Source organism: Pedobacter sp. D749 (assembly GCF_019317285.1).
In the GTDB taxonomy this organism is placed as follows: domain Bacteria; phylum Bacteroidota; class Bacteroidia; order Sphingobacteriales; family Sphingobacteriaceae; genus Pedobacter.
The window spans coordinates 4,092,364-4,113,895 of the sequence record NZ_CP079218.1 but is presented as its reverse complement, the minus strand read 5'-3'; the positions used below and the strand labels follow the sequence as shown (position 1 = coordinate 4,113,895).

General features: G+C 39.9%; 11 protein-coding genes and 1 pseudogene. 11 read left to right on the top strand and 1 reads right to left on the bottom strand.

What is annotated here, in order from left to right; all coding sequences use genetic code 11:
- Positions 1-239 precede the first annotated feature (239 nt).
- From KYH19_RS16605 to KYH19_RS16580, 6 genes are all read left to right on the top strand, one after another.
- A complete protein-coding gene (locus KYH19_RS16605) occupies positions 240-686 on the top strand; it encodes a hypothetical protein (RefSeq protein ID WP_219075904.1) in 447 nt (148 codons plus the stop codon).
- Positions 687-998: 312 nt separating this feature from the next.
- On the top strand, positions 999-1,418 hold the full coding sequence (locus KYH19_RS16600; protein WP_219075903.1) for a winged helix-turn-helix domain-containing protein: 420 nt from the start codon (positions 999-1,001) through the stop codon (positions 1,416-1,418).
- A gap of 1,082 nt (positions 1,419-2,500) precedes the next feature.
- On the top strand, positions 2,501-4,585 hold the full coding sequence (locus KYH19_RS16595) for an FUSC family membrane protein (protein ID WP_219075902.1): 2,085 nt from the start codon (positions 2,501-2,503) through the stop codon (positions 4,583-4,585).
- Positions 4,586-6,349: 1,764 nt separating this feature from the next.
- A complete protein-coding gene (locus KYH19_RS16590; RefSeq protein WP_219075901.1) occupies positions 6,350-7,009 on the top strand; it encodes a GDSL-type esterase/lipase family protein in 660 nt (219 codons plus the stop codon).
- A 51-nt stretch (positions 7,010-7,060) separates the two neighbouring features.
- Entirely contained in the window at positions 7,061-7,351 is a 291-nt protein-coding gene (locus KYH19_RS16585; RefSeq protein WP_132404428.1) for a transposase, read from the top strand.
- Positions 7,294-8,211: an IS3 family transposase gene (locus KYH19_RS16580; RefSeq protein ID WP_132404431.1), complete on the top strand. Its 918-nt coding sequence runs from the start codon at positions 7,294-7,296 to the stop codon at positions 8,209-8,211. Before KYH19_RS16585 ends, KYH19_RS16580 begins: the two co-directional genes overlap by 58 nt.
- Positions 8,212-8,533: 322 nt before the next feature.
- Here the strand turns inward: KYH19_RS16580 and KYH19_RS16575 are convergent.
- Positions 8,534-9,891 (bottom strand): annotated as a pseudogene (locus KYH19_RS16575) (IS3 family transposase).
- Positions 9,892-10,385: 494 nt separating this feature from the next.
- On the opposite strand from KYH19_RS16575, the gene KYH19_RS16570 reads away from it, so the two are divergent.
- The 5 genes from KYH19_RS16570 (at position 10,386) to KYH19_RS16550 (ending at position 21,523) form a co-directional block, all read left to right on the top strand.
- The gene (locus tag KYH19_RS16570; protein ID WP_219075900.1) at positions 10,386-13,304 is read left to right on the top strand and encodes a triple tyrosine motif-containing protein; all 2,919 of its coding nucleotides are present in this window, start codon (positions 10,386-10,388) and stop codon (positions 13,302-13,304) included.
- Between the two features lie 260 nt (positions 13,305-13,564).
- Complete coding sequence (locus tag KYH19_RS16565) at positions 13,565-16,708, top strand: TonB-dependent receptor (RefSeq protein WP_219075899.1); 3,144 nt, start codon at positions 13,565-13,567, stop codon at positions 16,706-16,708.
- Positions 16,709-16,720: 12 nt separating this feature from the next.
- Positions 16,721-18,247 carry a RagB/SusD family nutrient uptake outer membrane protein gene (locus KYH19_RS16560; protein ID WP_219075898.1) on the top strand — a complete coding sequence of 509 codons (1,527 nt, stop codon included), beginning with the start codon at positions 16,721-16,723 and terminating at the stop codon, positions 18,245-18,247.
- A gap of 92 nt (positions 18,248-18,339) precedes the next feature.
- On the top strand, positions 18,340-19,746 hold the full coding sequence (locus tag KYH19_RS16555; protein ID WP_219075897.1) for a glycoside hydrolase family 30 beta sandwich domain-containing protein: 1,407 nt from the start codon (positions 18,340-18,342) through the stop codon (positions 19,744-19,746).
- Positions 19,747-19,771: 25 nt separating this feature from the next.
- Positions 19,772-21,523 (top strand): cellulase family glycosylhydrolase, encoded by a 1,752-nt coding sequence (locus KYH19_RS16550; RefSeq protein ID WP_219075896.1) that lies wholly within the window; start codon positions 19,772-19,774, stop codon positions 21,521-21,523.
- Positions 21,524-21,532: the final 9 nt, after the last annotated feature.

Genomic DNA, 21,532 nt, shown 5'->3' with positions numbered 1-21,532 from the left:
AAAGTTTGGTTATTGGTAATTAACTGACCCGCTTCGTCATTGCGAATTGAAGGGAAGGGTTGTTATGGTGGCGTGAAGCAATCTTTTTGGTCGGGAGGCTGGTGACCGAGGTCGGAAGTCTGGGTTCATTTTTCAAAATCAAAATCTTTATCATCACCTTCAATTTATTTCTCCAACTAATAATATTTTGCTATATTTATGTCGCGAACACAGTTAGGCATGTATTTAATTTTTTTAAAATGCAACTAACAAAAAATGAAATTGCTTTAGCTGAACTTAAGTTCGGTTATCACACACTCAAAAGGCCGGTAAATGTAAACCTGGCCCAAAATTCAACTCAATTTTTAAAACAGCTCCGCGGCAAACCATCATCCGGTAAGGCCTGCGATTGGTATGTGCTGTTTGTAAACCAAAACCACGAGGTTTTTTGCTGGTACAAACTAAAGCGGCAGGCAAAACCGATTAACTGCATACAGCAACTGGCAGGCTTGGCTGTTGCCTGCAATGCTTATGGTGTACTGGTGTTAAACTATTGCGATGTTAAAAACATTAAGGTTAACCCACTTGATGAACTTTTTGTAAGCACCTGTTTTAATACCTGTGCAAAGCTAAACATCGAAATTATTGATTATGTAATCTGTAATGCACAAACGCATTATAGTTTTAGGGATGGGTATAGGGATTAAAATATTACTGGGCTGTTGAGAGACAGCCCAGTACATATAAGTCTGTTTTATAGTTCTTCGTCGGCCAATCGTCATTGCGAACCGAAGGGTATGGGTTTGAAGTGGAGTGAAGCAATCTTTTTGAACAAGTTAAATTAGATAGCTATACCCACTTGGGAAAAAGTTTTGCCTAATTAAAAAAAAGGAAATGGTGGTAAATTATTACATAATCTATTTTTGATTATAAGGAATTCTAAGCAGTCTCCTGGTTAATTTTGTTAACTTAGAAAGAAAAATTTAACCGAGACAACAAACTTTAAATCCCAAAATGCAATGCGTGAGTATAAATATTTCAAAATATTAGATGATATACTAACTCATTTTAATGGAGGTAACTTATCTATAACTGAAATAACAATCTATTGGGTAGGTTTGAATGTTGATTTTCCATTAGATCCGTTCTTAGATAAATTGGTTAAAGATGGTTATATATCACAACATGATAGCAAAAAATATTTTATCACCTTAGAAGGTTCTTTATTACTTGAATCGGGTGGTTACGTTTCAAAAGAAAAATCAAAAGAATTACTAGCAACGCGAGTTGAAAATAATGAAACTAGAGTTAGAAGAGCTACAATTTGGGCTGCTATAGTTGGAGGATTACTATTGATTTGGGAAATAGTTAGCTTTTTCTTGTCGAAACCATTTATTGAAATGATCCAAAGCAATATAAAAAACTTTTTTAAATTATAACCATTCTAGCGCGAGTCTTAGCGGGTAGGATAGTAGGATTGGGTTAACTTTTGCTTTCCAGAATTTTGATAGATAGATTTTTACCTTAGAGATTATTTTAAAGCACAAGTCAGTTCTTTGCACGGGCCTCCTGCGCTAAGACTTGCGCTAGGATAGTCACTCTATTGACCTGCGTAGATGTGATAAGTTTTATTTATATTTGATTGTTAATCATACTGAAATGTTATTATTTGCAGCCCCATTATATTTTATTGCCTTTATTGGATGGATTATTTATTCTGCATTCGTAAAGAAAAACTTGAAACAGAATATGCCAATGGTCTACTTTGGAAGTGTTTTTAGTGTAGTCTGGATAGTAATCATATTAGTATCACTTTAACTTACGTCATTCCCAATTCTAGCGTAAGTCTTCACGGGTAGGATAGTAGGATTGGGTTGACTTGTGCTTTGCAGAATTTGGATAGGTAGATTTTTGCCTTAGAGATTATTTTAAAGCACATTCAGTTCTTTGCACGGGCCTCGGGTGCTAAGACTTGCGCTAGGATAGTCACTCTATTGACCTGCGTAGATGTGATAAGTTTTATTTATATTTGATTGTTAATCATACTGAAATGTTATTATTTGCAGCCCCATTATATTTTATTGCCTTTATTGGATGGATTATTTATTCTGCATTCGTAAAGAAAAACTTGAAACAGAATATGCCAATGGTCTACTTTGGAAGTGTTTTTAGTGTAGTCTGGATAGTAATCATATTAGTATCACTTTAACTTACGTCATTCCCAATTCTAGCGTAAGTCTTCACGGGGTAGGATAGTAGGATTGGGTTGATTTGTGCTTTCCGGAATTTGGATAGATAGATTTTACCTTAGAGATTATTTTAAAGCACATTCAGTCCTTTGCACCGGCCTCGGGCGCTAGGATGGGGTACCACATAAGATTAAGTTCTGAATACACAATTACCCTTCTAAAGTCCAAAGAACAGATCGGTATCTGGTTTTGTGTAACCATTTGCTATGCATGCATTATAAAACTCTTATCTTTGCAGCTTTTATCAATTATCAGCATTCATTAACATATTCATGCCCAAAAACAGCATCGGCTCTACCATTTCGTATTTCTTTTTGGGTGAGTACTTTTCTGATGCCCTGCGCACCACCATTACCGTGGTATTGCCCATTATTTTATTCTTTTACTTGGGCAATCCCGAAGCAGCAAAAGGAATAGGGGTTGGTGCTTTATTAATCAGCCTGACCGATTTGCCTGATAACCGGCTGAACAAATTGAAAACAGCGCTATGGAGCATTATTGTCTTTTTCGCTACCACGCTGGTGGTTTCATCGGTTTTGGATCATGTTTACCTTACCGCGGTTGTGGTGATTATCGCTGCTTTTAGCTTTTCGATGCTTGCCGTATATGGGCAGAAACTCTCGCTAATTGGCACCATGGCCTTGATTGTATGTACCTTTGTAATGGGTCTTCACCCGGCGCGGCCACTTTATTTTAGCAGTTATATGCTGGTTGGTGGCGTTTGGTATTACGTGATTAGTTTGATCCAGACCTTGTTGCGGCCTTACCGCTCGCTTCACCATGCCATTTTCGAATGCCTGATGAGCAGCGCGGTATTTCTAAATGCTAAAGCGAAGAATTATGATGTGGATGTTCCGCTCGATCTGCAACAGAAGGAAGCGATAAAACTGCACATTAAGGTAAACCAGAAACACGAGCTGATCCGGAACCTGTTGCTTACCGATAAATACGCCATGAATCCCGATAACCCCAAAGGCCGGTTGTTGTTGGAGCGGGCGCGGTTACTGATCGATTTGTATGAGCAGTTGAATGCGGTGCATTATGATTATGCTTTGGTTCGAAAAACTTTGGCTACTGGTCCGAGTCTGAAACTGATTGCCACCTTAATTGAATTGCTGGCCAAAGAGCTGGAGCAGTTGGGCAGGCACGTTCGCTCGGCAAAAGCTTATAAAGGTGAGGTGGCTACCAATATGGAATATCACCAGAAACGCGTGATGTTATTGCAGGAAATGGAGTGTTTAAACGAAACCCAGCGATCAATTGTACTGAAGGTGGTTTCGAACATGAACGATATTGTGCGCATTATCGAAATGATAAGGGGCAATGAGCGCACGACAGCGAAACACTTGCGAGAATTGAGCGGATCGATTTCATATCCTTTATTTATTACTGGCGATCGCTTTTCCATTCAGGAGCACCTGACCTTAAAATCGCCCATCTTCAGGTTTTCACTGCGACTGGCCATTTGTTTCCTGTTTGGTTTTTTGCTCATCTGGCAGCTCGAACCCAGCAAATACAGTTACTGGCTTTTTCTTACGCTGGTTATTGTAGCCAGGCCTAAATTTTCAATCACCTGGAAACGGAATTTACAACGTTTAAAGGGGAGTATGGGGGGCGTAGTAATCGGGCTGATTATCGTTTATTTTGTTAAAAGTCCTGCGGTGCTGTTGTCTTTTTCAGTGGTTTTTTTATTGGGCTTTTATGCCTTTAACCGTTTAAACTATACGATAAGTGTGTTATGTATTACCCCCGCGGTTATTTTAACATTGGGCAGTTACCAGGGCCATTTCGATCATATTGTGCACGACCGGATTATCTTCACGCTGCTGGGCTGTGTGATTGCCATTTTTGCCACCTATTTGTTTCCGATTTGGGATAGCCGGCAGTTAAAGGCAAAAATTGTCAATGCATCTAAAGCCAGTCTGGATTACCTGGAAGTTGCCATTCAAAACCGGGTTGCACGGGATGAAAATCAATCGCGCATGGCGCGAAAAAATGCCAATTTAAGTTTATCGGCCTTAAGCGAAGCGATTGAATCGGCCAGCCAGGAACCGATGCGGAAACATATCGATTTTAATGGTTTGTATGGTATCCAGTCGACCATTTACCAGATCAATGCGATTATAACTTCCATTTATCTTTCTGTTAACCATAAACCCGGGCAGGCCGATCCTTTGCTGGTTGATCGGATTGTAAGCAATTTAAGTGATGGTGAGGTGATACAAAACAATACTGAATGGCATGCTGATGAGGTTTATCTGGTTGATGATGGTGACCATTCCACTAACCAGAAACTAACACATATTGCAGCTTTATCGTTCGATTTTAGCAGGTTTAGTGCTGGTTTTAAGGGATAAATTTTTTGTTGTCAGTCTTAGCGGAGTCGAAGACCCTGTCAATCGTCAATTTTTGATTGTAACCTATCATAAAAGGTCCTTCGACTATGCTACCATAGACAGAATCCATTAGCACGGTCGTCATTCGCGCGCAGGTGCTATCGTGTGGACACATCTTTTTTAAGTATTTTTAGGCTTTTTGCTAGCCAACTTTAATAAAGCACGGATTTTAACCAAGGACGCTGTCAATCCCAAGAGCCGGGGAAATCAAAAAAACAGGTGCACAACAGTAAAAATGGCACTAACAAACCTGAAACGCAGTGGTTTTGTGTTCATAACCAATAATTTAATTTTAAAAAAAATATTGAACACAAAACGAAGTGTCGCTGTTTTTTTGATGTGCATGAGATTGTGCAAAAGGCTCATTGCTGGATTGACAAAGCGCTTTGGGTACTTTGGCGCTCCAAAGTACCATGCCCCGCGGCATAGAGCGATAGAAGAATGTTATAATTAATTGTGTCCACGCGATGGGCGCAGGCGGGAACCACGAAGTGCTCAGCGAAGCTAATCTTAAAGCGCGCTGCAATAGCATTAGGATTCCCAATTAAATTGGGAATGACTATGTCTCAAAATATAATTTGCTTAGTGGACCAGCATAAATATTTTTGATACAGCCTCTTTATTTTTGTATCCATAGAAACGCTATGCTTAACACTACGGACAGCACGGGATAAAAAAAACCGGACAGCCATTTATTGTTTCTTTAACCGGGCTGCTCCGACACAGTGATACACCAACAATACCTTAAGGTTACTTCCCCTTTACCTTTTATTTAGCTATTGTTAGCCTGCCGATCTAAGGCGAGTCAAATCTTTGGTCTACCTGATCTCCAGCAAGGGCATCACTCAACTAAAGCAAGGGTTAAGCAGTGTGCAGGCAGGTGTAAGGCAAGCCTGGCCGGAAGGTGGCATAAACGTGGGGTAAATGTGGCGTAAAGGTGGACTTGGAATGTTTTTTTTGGGGGGATCTTTAATCAGGCGGATTGATTTGGGTGATCATCGCTTTTGATTAACCTAATATAAAAAATTATGGTGAAGCGGGCAAAAAAAGCTTCGTAATTTTTGGCACAGGCAGCAGAAATGCAATTTGTTCGTGTCTGTGACTCATTTTAATTAAGTTTATAAACTCAATTTTATTCTTGTATCCATAGAGAGGCTATGTTTAAACTACGGACAGAGTGGTTTAGTGCTGGTTTCAAGGGATAAATTTATTTGTTGTCAGTCTGAGCGGAGTCGAAGACCCTACCAAACGTCAATTTTGGATTGTAACCTATCGTAAAAGATCTTTCGACTAGGCTACCATAGACAGATTCCAATAGAATGGTCGTCATCTCGACCGCAGCAACGCGAAGTGGAGAGATCTATCAAAACAGATTTCTCGACTGCGTTGCACTCCGCTCGAAATGACGGTAACTCGGGAGGATTTTTACACGTAGATTAATTGCTATCATTTATATTGATTTTTATAAAATAAATTACCCCTACCATAGACAGAATCCATAGTACGGTCGTCATTCCCGCGCAGGCGGGAACCACGAAGTGCTCAGCGAAGCTAATCTTAAAGCGCACTGGAATAGCATTAGGATTCCCAATTAAATTGGGAATGACGATCTCGCGCAGCCTACCATTTTGCCAAAGTTTTGGTTAACCGGGCGTAATAAATTTGATTGAATTGATTTTAAAAAAACACAATATTGTATATTGTGAACCTTAAATCCTCATTCGCATGAAAAGATCATTTTTAAGCTTCCTTTTGATTTCGTTTTTAACTGTAACTGCTTTTGCGCAAAAGAAACCCAACTTTTGGGATGATGTGCAGACCATTAAAAAATACGATCAAATGTATAAACCACCTGTTCATCCGGTGTTGTTCGTAGGCAGTTCATCCATCAGGAAATGGGATAATTGTACACAGATTTTTGCCAAATACAATGCTTTAAACCGCGGTATTGGTGGTGCTGTAATAAACGATATTACGTATTATTTAAACGATGTGGTTTTTCCATATCAGCCAAAACAGATTGTACTGTACGTTGGCGAAAATGACCTGCCAAATGAAACGGTAACACCCGATACAGTTTTAAACCGCACCATCAGGTTATACCAGGCCATAAGGACAAAATTGCCAACGGTGCCTGTTGTGTACATCTCCATTAAGCCAAGCCCAAGCAGGGATAAATTTAAGGAGAAAGCAGTAGCATCTAACGCACTCATTAAAAAGTTCCTTGCCGGAGAGACCAATACCACCTTCGTTAATGTTTATTCTTTAATGCTAACCAAAGATGGTAAACTCAGACCAGAATTATTTGTAGATGATATGTTGCACATGAATGCTGCGGGTTATGCCATCTGGCGAAAAGCTGTAGAGTGGAGTTGCTACATTTGACTGGAGGGTTTTATTTGTCAGATTTAAACATTAAACTTTAAATTTGAATATATGAGCAGACGAATATTTGATGAGCCTTTTAAAAGAATGGCTTTGGATCTGGCCCATGCGCGGGGTTCGATAAAGGATGTTGCAATAGAATTGGGTATAAGTTCGAACCTTTTAAGTAAATGGAAAGAGCGCGAAGGAATTGCAAAAGCTGATACTACAAGCCTTAGCGAGGAGCAGCAATTGATTCGGAAACTTCAAAAGGAGCTTAAAGAAGCCCAGCTAGAACGTGATATATTAAAAAAGGCGGTAGGCATCTTTTCCAAGGGAGACGGGAGATATTCGGATTTATAAAAGATTACCGAAAGATATTTTCTGTTGAAAGGATGTGTAGGGTATTTGGAATAAACAACAGTAGTTTTTATTACTGGTTAAAAAACCCCCAGGGTAAGCGGCTTACCGATGATAATTATCTTATGATAGAGATAAGCAAGATTTACGCAGAGAGTAAAGGGTGTTACGGGAGTCCGCGTATTACTGCCGAATTATGTTCCAGAGGGATCTTTATCTCTCGGCCCAGAGTTGCCAGGCTGATGCGCAGATTGGGTATAAAGAGTACCATCCGTAAGAAATGGGTACAGACAACAGATTCACAGCACACTTACTCCTTAGCAGAAAATTTCCTTAATAGAGATTTTTATGCCGCCAATATTAGAGAGAAATGGGTTTCAGACCTCACTTATATACAAACTGGGGAAGGTTGGCTATATCTGACAACAGTTATAGATCTGGCGGATAGAAAAGTTGTAGGCTGGTCATTAAGTGAAAATATGGAAGCTGAGAACACCACGATAAAGGCATTAGAAATGGCTATAAAGAATAGACCTATTACCCAACAGTTAATTTTTCACTCAGACAGAGGTATACAATATGCATGTTCCGAGTTCAGAAAAAAATTAGAATGCTTAGGGATAAAGCAAAGCATGAGCAGAAAAGGAAACTGTTGGGATAACGCAGTTGCAGAGAGTTTCTTTAAAACTATAAAAACAGAAATGATATACCAGCAGATATATAAAACAAGAGCGAAGGCTAGTTTAGCCATTTTTGAATATATAGAGGTCTGGTATAATAGAAAAAGAAGACATTCATACTTAGGGTACTTATCGCCATTAGAGTTTGCAAACAGCTCAATAAATCCTAAAATCGCAGCTTAAAAGAAAGAAAAATATCTAAAGTAATGCTTCTCAATAAAAATAATATGACAAAAAAAAATCTCCAGTAGACTATTGCAATTCCAGAGCCGTATTTAATGAAATAGTCATTTTTTACCAACTAAGATTCTGATCAAGATATTTTCTCTAATTGTTTTACCATATAAGACATGTAAGAACATATGAGCTTACATGTCCTTAAATTTCTTATATGGTTAGAAACCTTTGATGCTTTTAATTTCATTGCACAGTCCTTAGCAAACTAGCCCCGATTGCACGGAAAGCCCACAGCGCTGGACTGCCCCCAAAAAGTTGGACAAACTTATTAATTATTTAAGACTTGTGTCCGGTATTCAACCGGGCTCATTCCATTTAAGTTCAATCTTATCCTTTTATTGTTATAATAACTAATATACTCATCAACATCACCCTTCAGCTCCTCCACCGACAGGTATTTTTTGCGGTAGAACATCTCAGACTTTAGCGTACCAAAAAAGTTTTCCATTACAGCATTATCCAGGCAGTTGCCCTTTCTCGACATACTCTGTATAATTCCATTCTTGAGCAGGATTCCCTGGTAACTCTTCATCTTATATTGCCATCCCTGGTCGGAATGCAGCATGGGTTTGGCATTACCTGGCTTTTTTTTCAATGCCTGGTCCAGCATATCAGTAACCTGCCCGAAGTCCGGCCTTAGGGATTGCGAATAACTTATAATCTCTCCATTGAACAGATCAATTATGGTAGAGAGATACAGTTTCTTACCGGTTACATTGAATTCTGTGACATCGGTCGCCCATTTTTCAAACGGCCTGTCAACGTTAAACTCCCTGTTGAGTATATTTGGGACTGTTTTGTTCTCTTCTTCTTTATATGATCTGTATTTCTTAAGTCTGACGGCACTTTTCAGGCCCATCTCTCCAGTCAGCCTCAATACCGTCTTATGGTTGATGATGTGCCCTTCCTTTTTCAGCTGGAGCAGCATCCGCCTATAGCCATATCTACCTTTATGCTGCTTGTAGAGTTCATTGAGGCGGCCCCTAACCACTCCGTACCTGTCGGCCGTACCATTACATTTCATATGGTAATAAAATGAGCTCCGTGCCATACCGGCCACCTCTAAAAGCACTGGCAGGTCAAACATATTCCTTAATCCGTGAATGATCAGCGCTTTTTGTTTTTCTTTGATTCTTCTTTCTGGATTAAGGCCCGTAACTTTTTTAAAAACGCGACCTCCGCACGTAAACGATTGTTTTCTTCCAGGACCTGTTCATGATCTGTCAACAGGGAAGGTGCTTTTTTCGGAATCTTTGGCTTCATGAGTCGATGTTTTCCTCTTGTTGTTTCAGACAGTCCCTCGGCTCCAGCAGATTCGTATATCCTTAACCAATTGGATAGGACACTGTTACATCTGATGTTAAAATGAAGGCATGCCGCCCTCAAAGATACCTTATTGGAAATAAAGTAACGGATAACCTCAAGTTTGTTTTCCAGTGAATAGTCTGTCGACTGGGGGATTAGTCCGGCCTCGCCAAAACGTTGATAGAACTGTACCCACTGATAGACCATACGCCGTTCGATACCATTTTCCCTTGAGATTGAATCCAAAGGTTTCTCTCTACTTAAGACCTGACCGATGATAGCCAGTTTAAATTCCAAGCTATACTTAATTTTTCTGCTCATAAAATGCTCCTCTTAAAGTGTCCAACTTTTTGGGGGCAGTCCACGCAGCGAGGACTTGAAGTAAGAGCGGGACTGAAATAACCCTAAGCATTACAGGCTTTGCGCTACAAAGAAATAAGGTCAAATTTTCACCTTCTGAACCGCTGCCAACAGATTTCTGTCAATTTTACCATGTAAGACATATAAGAACATATAAGCTTTATGTGCCCTTGAATTTCCTATATGGTTAAATAACTTTTTTTTGCACATGACTTTAAAAAAATAACCTTTTTTTCTCACCACCTTAGGCACCTTAGCACACCTAGGTATTAAGGCATTCCTTGGTTTTATTGTACTGTCTTTTGTTAGCTGGCCCCGATTGAACGGCTCAGACTGACGACCGCAGTGCTTAACTTAATGACATTGGACACGCGCAAGCCACTGAAATTGTAAGCGCGGCTAACCGGAATTAAAATTATATATTTATTATTGCGTTTTAACCGTTCCCTAACTAAATGAAGAAACTTCTACCCGCTATATTATTCTTTTTGACTGCTTATTGTGCCCAGGCCCAGGTGCTTTTGGGAATCCCACAGGTGGTAAACTACAATAACGAGCAGTATAGTGGGGGGATTCAAAATTGGGATGTAGAGCAGGATAAAAATGGCATCCTATATTTCGGTAACAATGAGGGGCTGCTTACTTTTAACGGCCGCTATTGGAACCTGTTTAAGTTACCCAACTTTACCTCGGTACGTTCGGTAGGGATCGATTCTAAAAACCGTATTTACGTTGGCGGGCAAGATGAGTTTGGTTATTTCTACCCTAATGCGCAAGGTATTTTAAAATATACCTCGCTGTTAAATCTACTGCCCGAAAATATGCGGAAACTAGCCGATATCTGGGGTGTTTCAGTTGTTCAGGATGAAGTGTTTTTTAGGTCGATACATGCTATTCTGCATTATAAAGACGGGGTAATTAAAAGTTATAAAACCAATACGAACTGGCTGTTTATGGGGGGCGTAAAGAATAAGGTTTTTTCGCAGTCATCTGATTCGGGCCTGATGATTTACGACCACGCTATGTGGAAGCCATTTTGCGTGGATAGTGTTTTAAACCGTTCGGGCATTACCTCGGTGCTTCCATATGGTGGCGATACGCTATTGGTTTCGATGTTAAAAAAAGGATTCTTTTTGATTATTAACCATCGACTAAAACCTTTGAGGACCAGTTTAGATCAGGTTTTTTTAAACGAAAGGATTTATTTTACCACGCAAATCAGTCCGGATTTATATGGCGTGGCCACCACTTCGGGTGGGGTGTATATTATGAACAAGCATGGCGACCTGGTACAGAAATACAATTATAAAGAAGGCCTGCAGAACAATAACGTAAGAGGCATATTGCTTGATAAAGATAAGAACATGTGGCTGGCACTTGATGATGGAATTGCTTATGTGGCCATAAACAGTGCGGTTAAAAGCATTTTTCCCGATCGCAATAAGCAAATAACGAGTTACGCTTTCCGCAAATACGATCAATCTATCTATATCGGTACCTCTAATGGTTTGTACCGGGCAAAAATTAATGCAGCCATGCCCGATCTAAGCTATTCTCAGGTCAATTTTGAGGAGGTAAAGAACACCAAAGGGCAGGTATGGGGACTGGATGAAATTAACAACCAGCTGTTAATGGCTCACGAGGATGGAACCCTCCTGGTGAAAGATAATACAGCCACCCCACTATATAGCCTGATCGGCACCTGGATGTACCAACCCATGGATAATGTTTATCCCAGTAAAGAGGTAATTGCAGGTACTTACGCCGGATTGCAGGAAATAACCTACGCCGGAGGCCGCTTTGTTAACGGCGGTAAAATTGCCGGCATTAACGAAACCCTGCGTTTTATAGTAACCGATAACAATAACCCCGATCTAATCTGGGCTTCGCACCCCTATCACGGCGTGTATAAAATAGAACTCAACCCCGATCATAAAAGCATCTTGCGCACTACACTGTTCTCTGATCGGGATGGTTTACCAACTAAGCTCTATAATTACGTGTTCCACATTAAAAACAGGGTAGTAATTGCCACTACAAGCGGAGTTTTTGAATATAATGCCGCGAGCAAAAAGTTTACCCGTTTTAAATTGTTCGGTTCGGCACTAAATGGTATCCCTATTCAATATCTTAAAGAGGATAACGATGGTAACATCTGGTTTGTAACCAATAAAAAAGTAGGGGTAATCGATTTCCACAGGCCTAATGGAAAAGATGCCTTCAGTATTTTATACCTGCCCGAGCTAAATGGTAAAGTGGTTGGCGGTTTCGAATCGATATACACGCCTGATAGCAAAAATATATTTATTGGTGCCAACAAGGGGGCTTACCACATTAATTACCAAAAATACATTCAGAATATCACCCGGCCAAACGTGGTGCTGGGCACCGTTAAGCTAATGGGAAATAAAGATAGTGTGGTTTTTGGAGGGTATTTTGTAAATAAGGGTGCTATTACAGCCAGGCAAGACCTGCACGAGATTCCCGAATACGTGTACAGCTTAAATTCGATCCATTTCGAATACGCTTCAACACTTTTTGAACACGATAAGAACATCAAATTCAGTTATCAGCTTATGGGTTTTGATAGCGAATGGTCTGCATGGGGAACGAAAAGCGAAAAAGATTATACCAATTTACCAGCCGGAAAATATACGTTTAATGTAAAGGCGAGTACTGGCATCAGTAACGAATCTGAGGTGGTAAGTTATACTTTTATAGTGCTGCCAGCCTGGTACAATACCATTTGGATGCGGATTTTTTACCTCATCTTAATTGTGGTGGCTTTAGGGCTGATTATCAGGTGGCAGAAAAAGAAACACATTAAAGAGCAGGAGCGGATGAGTTACCTGCATCAGCTGGAACTGGACAGAAATGAGAAGGAAATTGTGCGGCTGCAGAACGAAAAGCTCGAAGCGGATGTAAATTATAAAAACAAAGAGCTTTCTACCATGACCATGCATTTGGTACAACGTGGTAAGGTATTGGCTAAGATTAAGGATGTGATATCGACGGTAATTAAAAACCACGATTTAAATGAGAGCTCGCCAAGTTTCAGGCACCTCATCAGGCTGATTAAGGATGTAGAAAAAAAGGACCAGGAACTGGATCATATGAGCGTTCACTTTAACCATGTAAACACCGAATTCTTTAATAAACTCAAAGACCTTTACCCTGATTTAAGCCAGAACGATTTAAAGTTTTGTGCTTACTTATCGATGAACCTTTCTTCAAAGGAAATGGCTCAGCTGATGAATGTAACCATTAAAGCCATTGAAGTGGGCCGATATCGCTTAAGAAAGAAGCTTCAGCTTAAGCCGGAGACGAATTTATACGAATTCCTTATTGATATTGCCCGTCAAAAAACACCTTAAAAACAATGTTTTCGTTACAAATTGTGATGTTTTGGATTGAAATGTTTAAGTTTCTGATAATCAGTTGTTTTTGATTTAAGTGTAGGGCTTATGTAGGCCTAAAAATTCCTTTTTTTGGTTAATTGAGTGCTGCTGTATGGTTGGTGTAGTAGTGCTAAATTGTGCTAATGCATAACACCTCTTTAGATTTGATTTATGAAACGGGCTACCAAAAGCCCCGGTCATTAAATAACCAAATATTAACCTTAAAATTAATTTCTATGAGAGGAAGATTTACATTCGTATTCTTCATTTACTGTATCATGGCATTGCCGCTGGCCTTATTGGCACAAGACATTCCCGTTACAGGAAAAGTAACAGAACAAAATGGTAGTCCATTGCCTGGCGTAACCGTTAAGCTTGATGGAACAACCAGAGCAGCATCTACCGATGCCAATGGTGTTTTTAGTATTCAGGCACCTGTTGGCGGCAAATTAACAATCAGTTTACTTGGTATGACAACACAAACGGTAACTGTTCCGGCAGGCGGCCGTATCAATGTGTCGCTGGCAGCCAGTTCGAATGATTTAACCGAGGTAGTAGTAGTGGGCTACGGTACCCAGAAAAAAGCCCTTGTAACCGGATCCATCTCCAGCGTAAAGGCAAAAGATCTGGAATCGATGCCGATTAACAGAGTGGAGCAGGCTTTACAGGGAAGAACATCTGGTTTAACGATTGCCAGTGGCAACGGACAGCCGGGTTCTGCATCAACAGTGCGGGTAAGGGGATTTACCTCTTTTGCTTCTTCAGGTAATAACGATCCGCTTTGGGTTGTTGATGGTGTAATTGTAGATAATGGTGGCATTGGTTATTTAAATCAATCAGATATCGAATCTATTGAGGTTTTAAAAGATGCAGCCTCACAGGCAATTTATGGCGCCAGAGCGGCAAATGGTGTAATTATTGTTTCTACCAAGAAAGGTAAAGAAGGAAGGTTAGCTATAAACTACAATGGGTTTTATGGTACACAAGCTCCGGCTAAAAAGCTAAAACTGCTCAATGCCAATGAATATGCTACGATCAGGAATGAAGCCTATTCAAATAGCTTTAATGCAGCAACTGATGGAACTTTTACACTGCCATATGCAAATCCATCATCTTATGGAGAAGGTACTGATTGGCAATCGGTTGTTTTTAACGACGATGCCCGCAGACAAACGCATGAGTTTAGCGTTTCAGGCGGAACCAATAAATCTACCTTTTATACTTCTTTTGGTTATATCGATCAGGAAGGTATTGTAGCCACACCAATTTCTAATTTTAATCGTGCAAACATCCGTCTTAATTCCACATTTAAGCCTGCAAAGTGGATAAGCTTCGGTGAGAATTTAGGCTATAGCCATTCGGTTAATAGTTCTTTAGGTAATACCAATAGCGAGTTCGGTGGTCCTTTAAGTTCGGCAATTCATTTAGACCCGATGACCCCGGTTATTCAAACCGACCCAACTGCTATAGGTAAATCTCCTTATACCATTGCCAATATTATAAAAGATCCGGCAACCGGATTTCCTTATGGTATTTCGGGCCCGGTTGGTCAGGAAATGAGTAATCCGCTGGCTTATGTTCAAACCAGATTAGGTAACTATGGTTGGGATCATAACATTGTTGGTAATGCTTTCTTAGAAATTGAGCCTATCGAAAATTTAAAATTCAGGTCATCGCTGGGCGCTAAACTTGCCTTTTATGGTTCTGAATCTTATACCCCATTATTTTGGTTGAGTCCGTCAAATACTAACAGTAAGGCGAATTTCTATCGCGAGATGAATATGACCTTAAATTATAACTGGGAAAATACCATTAGCTACTCTAAAAGCTTTGGTAAACACCATGCATACGCAATCTTTGGTCAGGGTTATTATATGGACAACAATAACCGCGGTTTAAACGTAAGGTTTAACAATATCATTGCTCAGAATTTTTATCAGGCCAATTTAAACTATAAACCGGCAACAGCCGATATTCAGGGCGATGGTAGTGATGCTACTTTGCATGTTGTGAATTCTCTCTTTACCCGTGTAACGTATGATTATGATGAAAAATATCTATTCACGGGTATTATCCGTCGTGATGGTTCTTCACGTTTTGGTACCAACAACCGGTTTGGTTACTTCCCTTCAGCTTCAATAGGCTGGGTGCCTACAAAAGAGGCTTTCTGGAAAGAAAACAAAGTCGTTAATTTCTTGAAATTACGCGGAAGTTATGGAATTACCGGAAATGATGCCATTGGCGATTTCAGTTACGTATCGTTAGTAAACAGCGGACGTAATTATACTTTTGGCACTACAGATGTAAGTACCATTGGATGGAGTCCGGCTGCCTTATCAAATCCTGATTTGAAATGGGAGGAAACTCACCAAACAGATATTGGTTTAGATGCGACCTTATTTAACGATTTTACACTTAGTGCTTCTTACTTCAAAAAGAAAACTATTGGTGTATTACAAACACCTTCTATTCCACTTTATTTAGGTGCAGCTGGTGGTGCCGCAGAAAATGTTGGCGATATGCAGAACACTGGTATAGAATTCGAATTGGGTTACAGGAAAAAAATAGGGGAGCTTAATTTAGGTATTAATGCTAATATCTCAACCTTGAAAAATAAGGTAACCAGGCTATTACCAGGAAGAGAATTTATAGAAGATAATGCACAGAGTTTTCAGGGCATGGGGAACTTCACCCGTACCGGACTTGGACGTTCATTCAATGAGTTTTATGGGTATGAAGTGGCTGGGATTTTTCAGTCGCAGGCAGAAGTTAATGCATACAAAGGGCCAGGAGGTACAGTATTGCAACCTTCGGCAAAACCCGGAGATCTAAAATTTGCCAACTTAGATGGTAATGAAACTATAAGTGGTAGTGATCGTACTTATTTAGGTAGTCCGCTTCCAAAATATACATACGGTATTACCATTAATCTGGCTTACAAAAACTTTGATTTTGTGGCTTTCGGAAACGGTGTAGGTGGAAATATGATCTTCCAGGGATTACGACGCTTGGATGTAACTTATGGAAACTGGCAACAATCAATTCTTGACAGGTGGACACCAACCAACACATCAACTGATGTTCCCCGTGTTGCAGACAAGGATCTTAACGGAAACTATACCAAGTTCTCCAAAAACTATCTGGAAAAAGGAGATTACTTCCGTTTAAAAACCCTTCAGGTAGGTTATAACCTTCCAGCTAATGTGATTAAAAAAATTGGCGCACAAAAAGTTCGGGTATATCTGATGAGTGAAAACCTGTGGACCATTACTAAATATACAGGTTACGATCCTGAAATCGGTGGAACTGTATTGGGTGTAGATCGTGGAATATATCCGCAGGCACGTTCGTTTATGGTAGGTTTAAATGTTGGATTCTAAAAAAAAATTAAAATGAAAAAGAATATTTTAGCTATTGCAGCCCTTTTAACCGCTTCTCAGCTTATCGTTTCTTGTCAAAAACAGCTCGATGTAAATCCACGAGAACGTATACTGGAGACAAGTTATTATCAAAGTCAGCAGCAGGCATTTACAGGTTTAGTGGCTGTTTATGATCAATTGGGTAATCAGTCTAGTGGCTACCTCACCAAACTTAATTTATTTAGCTCCGCATCAGATGATCATTATGCAGGTGCCGATTCTCCATCAGATTTAGGAGATATGCAAGCGATGAATAATTATACGGTAAACTCCTTATCAGGAGCCCCAAGTTATTTATGGAGCAAGGGCTTTACCGGTGTTTACCGTGCAAATGTTCTGCTGAAAAAAATAGAAGGCATTACAATGGATGCTTCAACCAAGGCAAGGTATATTGCTGAGGCTAAAGCGTTGCGTGCTATATTTTATTTTGATTTGGTAAGGATCTTTAAAAATATACCGTTAATCTTAGCACCTATAGAGCCTTCGGGCATGTTCGATGTTACGCAGGTTGCCCCTGCAGATGTATATAAGCAGATAGAAAAAGATTTAGGAGAGGCATTAACTGCGCTCCCTGTAACTATTCCTACTGCTGAAGCAGGACGTTTGAGCCAGGGTGCAGTTCATGCCGTTTTAGGTAAGGTTTACTTATGGGAAGAAAAATGGGCCCCGGCAGCTGCAGAGTTTGCACTGGTAAATGGTACAGCTCCTGGTGCAAGTACCTATGGCTATAAGCTGCTTCCAAAATTTGCTGATTTATGGAATGTTAAAAATAAGTTCAATTCAGAATCTGTTTTAGAACTCAGCTACAATACTACCTCTAATATGGGTTGGGATAACGTTGGCAGTCGCGAAGGTAATGTAATGGGCATTCTGGTAGGGCCGCGTAACTATGTTCCTGTAATTGCTGCACAAGCACCAGATTATGTTTCGGGTTGGAGTGTAATGCCAATAACCAAAGAACTGTTTGATTTAATTCACTACGATCCGCGTAACAAACCTACTGTTGCCAATTTAGATAGTTTGGAAAAAGCAGGTATTGTAACCTATAAACATGCAAATGATAATACCGGATATTTTGTAGAGAAATATGCCGGCAGAGTTTCTACCAAAGCTGCTGTTGGCCAGTTGGAATTAAACTTTGGTCAGAATATGTACGAAATCCGTTTAGCTGATACCTACTTAATGGAAGCTGAAGCATTGTTGAAAAGTGGTGCTGCAGTTGGCGTAGGTACCAGGGCCTATATTTTCCTTAATGCAGTAAGAGCCCGCGTTGGTTTAAACCCTGTTGCGGTAACCATGGATAATATCATGAAAGAAAGACGTCTGGAACTGGTAGCTGAAGGACAAAGATGGTTTGATTTGGTTAGATGGGGGCTTGCTCCAACTAAACTGGCCTTTAAAGGATTTCAGGCAAATAAAAACGAGACCTTACCTATCCCACAGGCTGAATTGAATAATACCAAAATTCTCCAGAGCAAAGAATGGGGCGGCACAAAATAAGTGGTCATCTAAATAACCTTAATGTTTAATTGTTAACAGGGAGAAAGCGAGTTCTTTCTTCCTGTTTTTTTTGATCTGCTGATCTTTTCCCTATGCTTCTTACCAGATTTCTTCGCTTTTTTATCATTTGTATTTTTACCTGTTCTTCGCTTTCTGTTATTGCCCAAAACCAAGCCGAAGTTTGGCTTACCAAAGCAGATCGATCGGTTTTATTTGCCAAACAGGCAAGCAAATTAAGTTTTACTTCAGCTAAAAATAATTTACCAGGCATTACCGTAAACGATAAAGAAACTTATCAAACAATTGATGGCTTCGGTTATGCGCTAACCGGCGGAAGTGCACAGCATATTATTAAAATGTCGGCACCAGCCAGGGCGGCTTTATTGAAAGAGTTGTTTGCTACTGATGGAAACAATATTGGGGTAAGTTACATCAGACTGAGCATCGGTGCTTCTGATTTAAATGAAAAAGTATTTTCTTACAATGACCTTCCCGAAGGACAAACCGATTTAACGCAAGCCAAATTTGATCTGGGCCCGGATAAAGTGGATGTAATTCCGGTAATGAAGGAAATCCTTGCGATTAACCCAAAACTAAAAATTATGGGTTCGCCATGGTCTCCTCCCTTATGGATGAAAACCACTTACGATGCCCGGGGCGGGATGTTAAAACCCGAATATTATGATGCTTACGCTAAGTATTTTGTGAGTTACGTACAGGAAATGCAAAAAGAAGGAATCCCTATTGATGCGATTACCGTTCAAAATGAGCCTTTGCACCCGGGTAATAATCCCAGCATGCTTATGGTTGCACCAGATCAGGCGCTTTTTGTAAAAAAGTTTCTCGGGCCTGCTTTTGCAAATGCCAATATCAAAACAAAAATTATTATTTACGACCATAATGCCGATCGGCCAGATTACCCAATCAGTATTTTAGATGACGCGGAAGCCAGAAAGTATATTGATGGATCTGCCTTTCATTTGTATGGGGGAAGAATCGAAGCTTTAAGTGATGTGCACAATGCCCATCCTGACAAGAATATTTACTTTTCTGAGCAAATGGTAGTAGAACAGCCCGATGCCACGACCATTAATATCGTAAATCCGGTAGCACGCTTAATTATCGGGGCTACACGCAACTGGAGCAAAAATGTACTGGAATGGAATTTAGCCGCCGATCCTGAAAATAAACCCTATACTGACAGGGGCGGCTGTTCGATGTGTCAGGGCGCAATAACCATTGATAAAGATACTTATAGCAGAAACCTGGCTTATTATTCCATTGCCCACGCTGCTAAGTTTGTAAGGCCTGGCGCTGTTCGGGTGGCTACAAACGATTTAACCAACCTGCCAAATGTTGCCTTTAAAACACCTGAAGGGAAACATGTTTTAATTGTAGCCAATAGCGGCAAGAGCGCCAATACCTTTAACATTACTTTTAATGGTAAAATACTTGTTGCAACGCTCGATAAAGGATCTGTAGCTACATACATCTGGTAATTCTCTAAAACCTAATCTTATTGTTATGTCTTTCAAAAAATCGATATTATATATTTTTCTGCTCAGTACCATTTCGTTTACAGGGTTTAGTCAGGGGTTTTTAAAAGCCGAGGGTAAAAAAATAGTCAACCAAAAAGGGGAGAATGTTTTACTCCGTGGTTTTGGCTTAGGTGGCTGGATGTTACAGGAGGGTTATATGCTCAAAATTAACAAAGAAGCACAGCAGTACCGTATTCGCGAGCGCATAGAAGAACTGATGGGGCCAAAACAGACTCAGGAATTTTACGATGCCTGGCTGGCAAACCACATGCGTAAAATAGATGTGGATTCAATGAAACGCTGGGGTTTTAATTCCATCCGTTTACCCATGCACTACAATTTATACACTTTACCAGCAGATAAAGAACCTGTTGCCGGGAAAAATACCTGGCTGGAAAAAGGCTTCGCTTTAACCGATAGCCTGTTATCCTGGTGTAAGGAAAATAAAATGTATTTGATTTTAGATTTACATGCTGCACCTGGTGGACAAGGGAACGATTTAAACATTGCCGACCGCGATCCGTCAAAACCATATTTATGGGATAGCGCGGCTAACCAGGAGAAAACCATTGCACTTTGGAAAAAACTGGCAGAGCGTTATAAAAATGAACCTTACATTGGTGCATACGATATTTTGAATGAACCCAACTATGGTTTTACCAATCCTGAAGAGGATAAAAATGGAACAAAAGAAAAAGTAAATGCGCCTTTGCGTAAGTTAATGGTCGAGATTACCAAAGCCATCCGTGAGGTTGATCAAAAACACATCATTGTTATCGAAGGAAATGGCTGGGGCAATAATTACAATGGCATTTTTCCATTATGGGATAAAAATATGGTTTTGAGTTATCATAAATACTGGAATTATAACGATCAGGCTTCAATAGCACACATTATTAAAGCCAGGGATGAGCAGAATGTTCCGGTTTGGCTGGGCGAAACAGGAGAAAATTCTAATGTTTGGTTTACGGATGCCATCCATCTTTTAGAGAAGAATAATATTGGCTGGGCCTGGTGGCCATTGAAAAAGATAGGTGCCAATAACCCAATGGAAATTAAATCGAATCCTAATTATGATGAGCTGGTAAAGTATTTCAATAATGGTGGAAACAAACCTAAGGATAGCAATGTATATAGCGGGTTAATGGAGCTGGCCATTTATTCGAGATTAGAAAATACGATTATCCACCGCGATGTGATAGATGCCATGATCCGCCAGCCCTTTAGTAACGAAACCAAAGCTTTTAAGCCCAATTTAATTAAAGATAAAAGTATTGTTTACGCTGTAGATTACGATTTAGGTAAAAACGGTTTTGCTTATTTCGATACCGATACTGCCGATTACCATACCTCAACAGGAAAACGAAGTGCAGGCAACCGCGGCCATATTTACAGAAATGATGGGGTGGATATTGTTAAAGATTCTACACGGTACGAAAAGTATTATGTAAACCATATCGAAAAAGGGGAGTGGTTGCAATACACGGTTAATGTTGCTCAAAAAGGTGTTTATATTTTAAAAATAAATGCTGCGGCAAATCATGCTTCAGGTAGAATGACCATTATGATCGACGACAAAGTGGCAGCTAGAAATATTGTCGTTCCAGATACAGGAGATAATAAGAAGTTTGCAACCTTTGAGGTGAAGAACGTTGTTTTAAAAGCTGGCAAGCAAAAAATTAAGGTACTGGCAGATGCAGGGGGCTATAATTTTCGTTATATTCAATTTATAAAATAAAGCAAAACA

Excerpts from the sequence above, each read along its gene's own strand:
- KYH19_RS16585 (WP_132404428.1), top strand. The coding sequence starts at position 7,061 with ATGAGCAGACGAATATTTGATGAGCCTTTTAAAAGAATGGCTTTGGAT.
- KYH19_RS16600 (WP_219075903.1), top strand. The coding sequence starts at position 999 with ATGCGTGAGTATAAATATTTCAAAATATTAGATGATATACTAACTCAT.
- KYH19_RS16595 (WP_219075902.1), top strand. The coding sequence starts at position 2,501 with ATGCCCAAAAACAGCATCGGCTCTACCATTTCGTATTTCTTTTTGGGT.
- KYH19_RS16550 (WP_219075896.1), top strand. The coding sequence starts at position 19,772 with ATGTCTTTCAAAAAATCGATATTATATATTTTTCTGCTCAGTACCATT.
- KYH19_RS16555 (WP_219075897.1), top strand. The coding sequence starts at position 18,340 with ATGCTTCTTACCAGATTTCTTCGCTTTTTTATCATTTGTATTTTTACC.
- KYH19_RS16560 (WP_219075898.1), top strand. The coding sequence starts at position 16,721 with ATGAAAAAGAATATTTTAGCTATTGCAGCCCTTTTAACCGCTTCTCAG.
- KYH19_RS16590 (WP_219075901.1), top strand. The coding sequence starts at position 6,350 with ATGAAAAGATCATTTTTAAGCTTCCTTTTGATTTCGTTTTTAACTGTA.
- KYH19_RS16605 (WP_219075904.1), top strand. The coding sequence starts at position 240 with ATGCAACTAACAAAAAATGAAATTGCTTTAGCTGAACTTAAGTTCGGT.
- KYH19_RS16565 (WP_219075899.1), top strand. The coding sequence starts at position 13,565 with ATGAGAGGAAGATTTACATTCGTATTCTTCATTTACTGTATCATGGCA.
- KYH19_RS16570 (WP_219075900.1), top strand. The coding sequence starts at position 10,386 with ATGAAGAAACTTCTACCCGCTATATTATTCTTTTTGACTGCTTATTGT.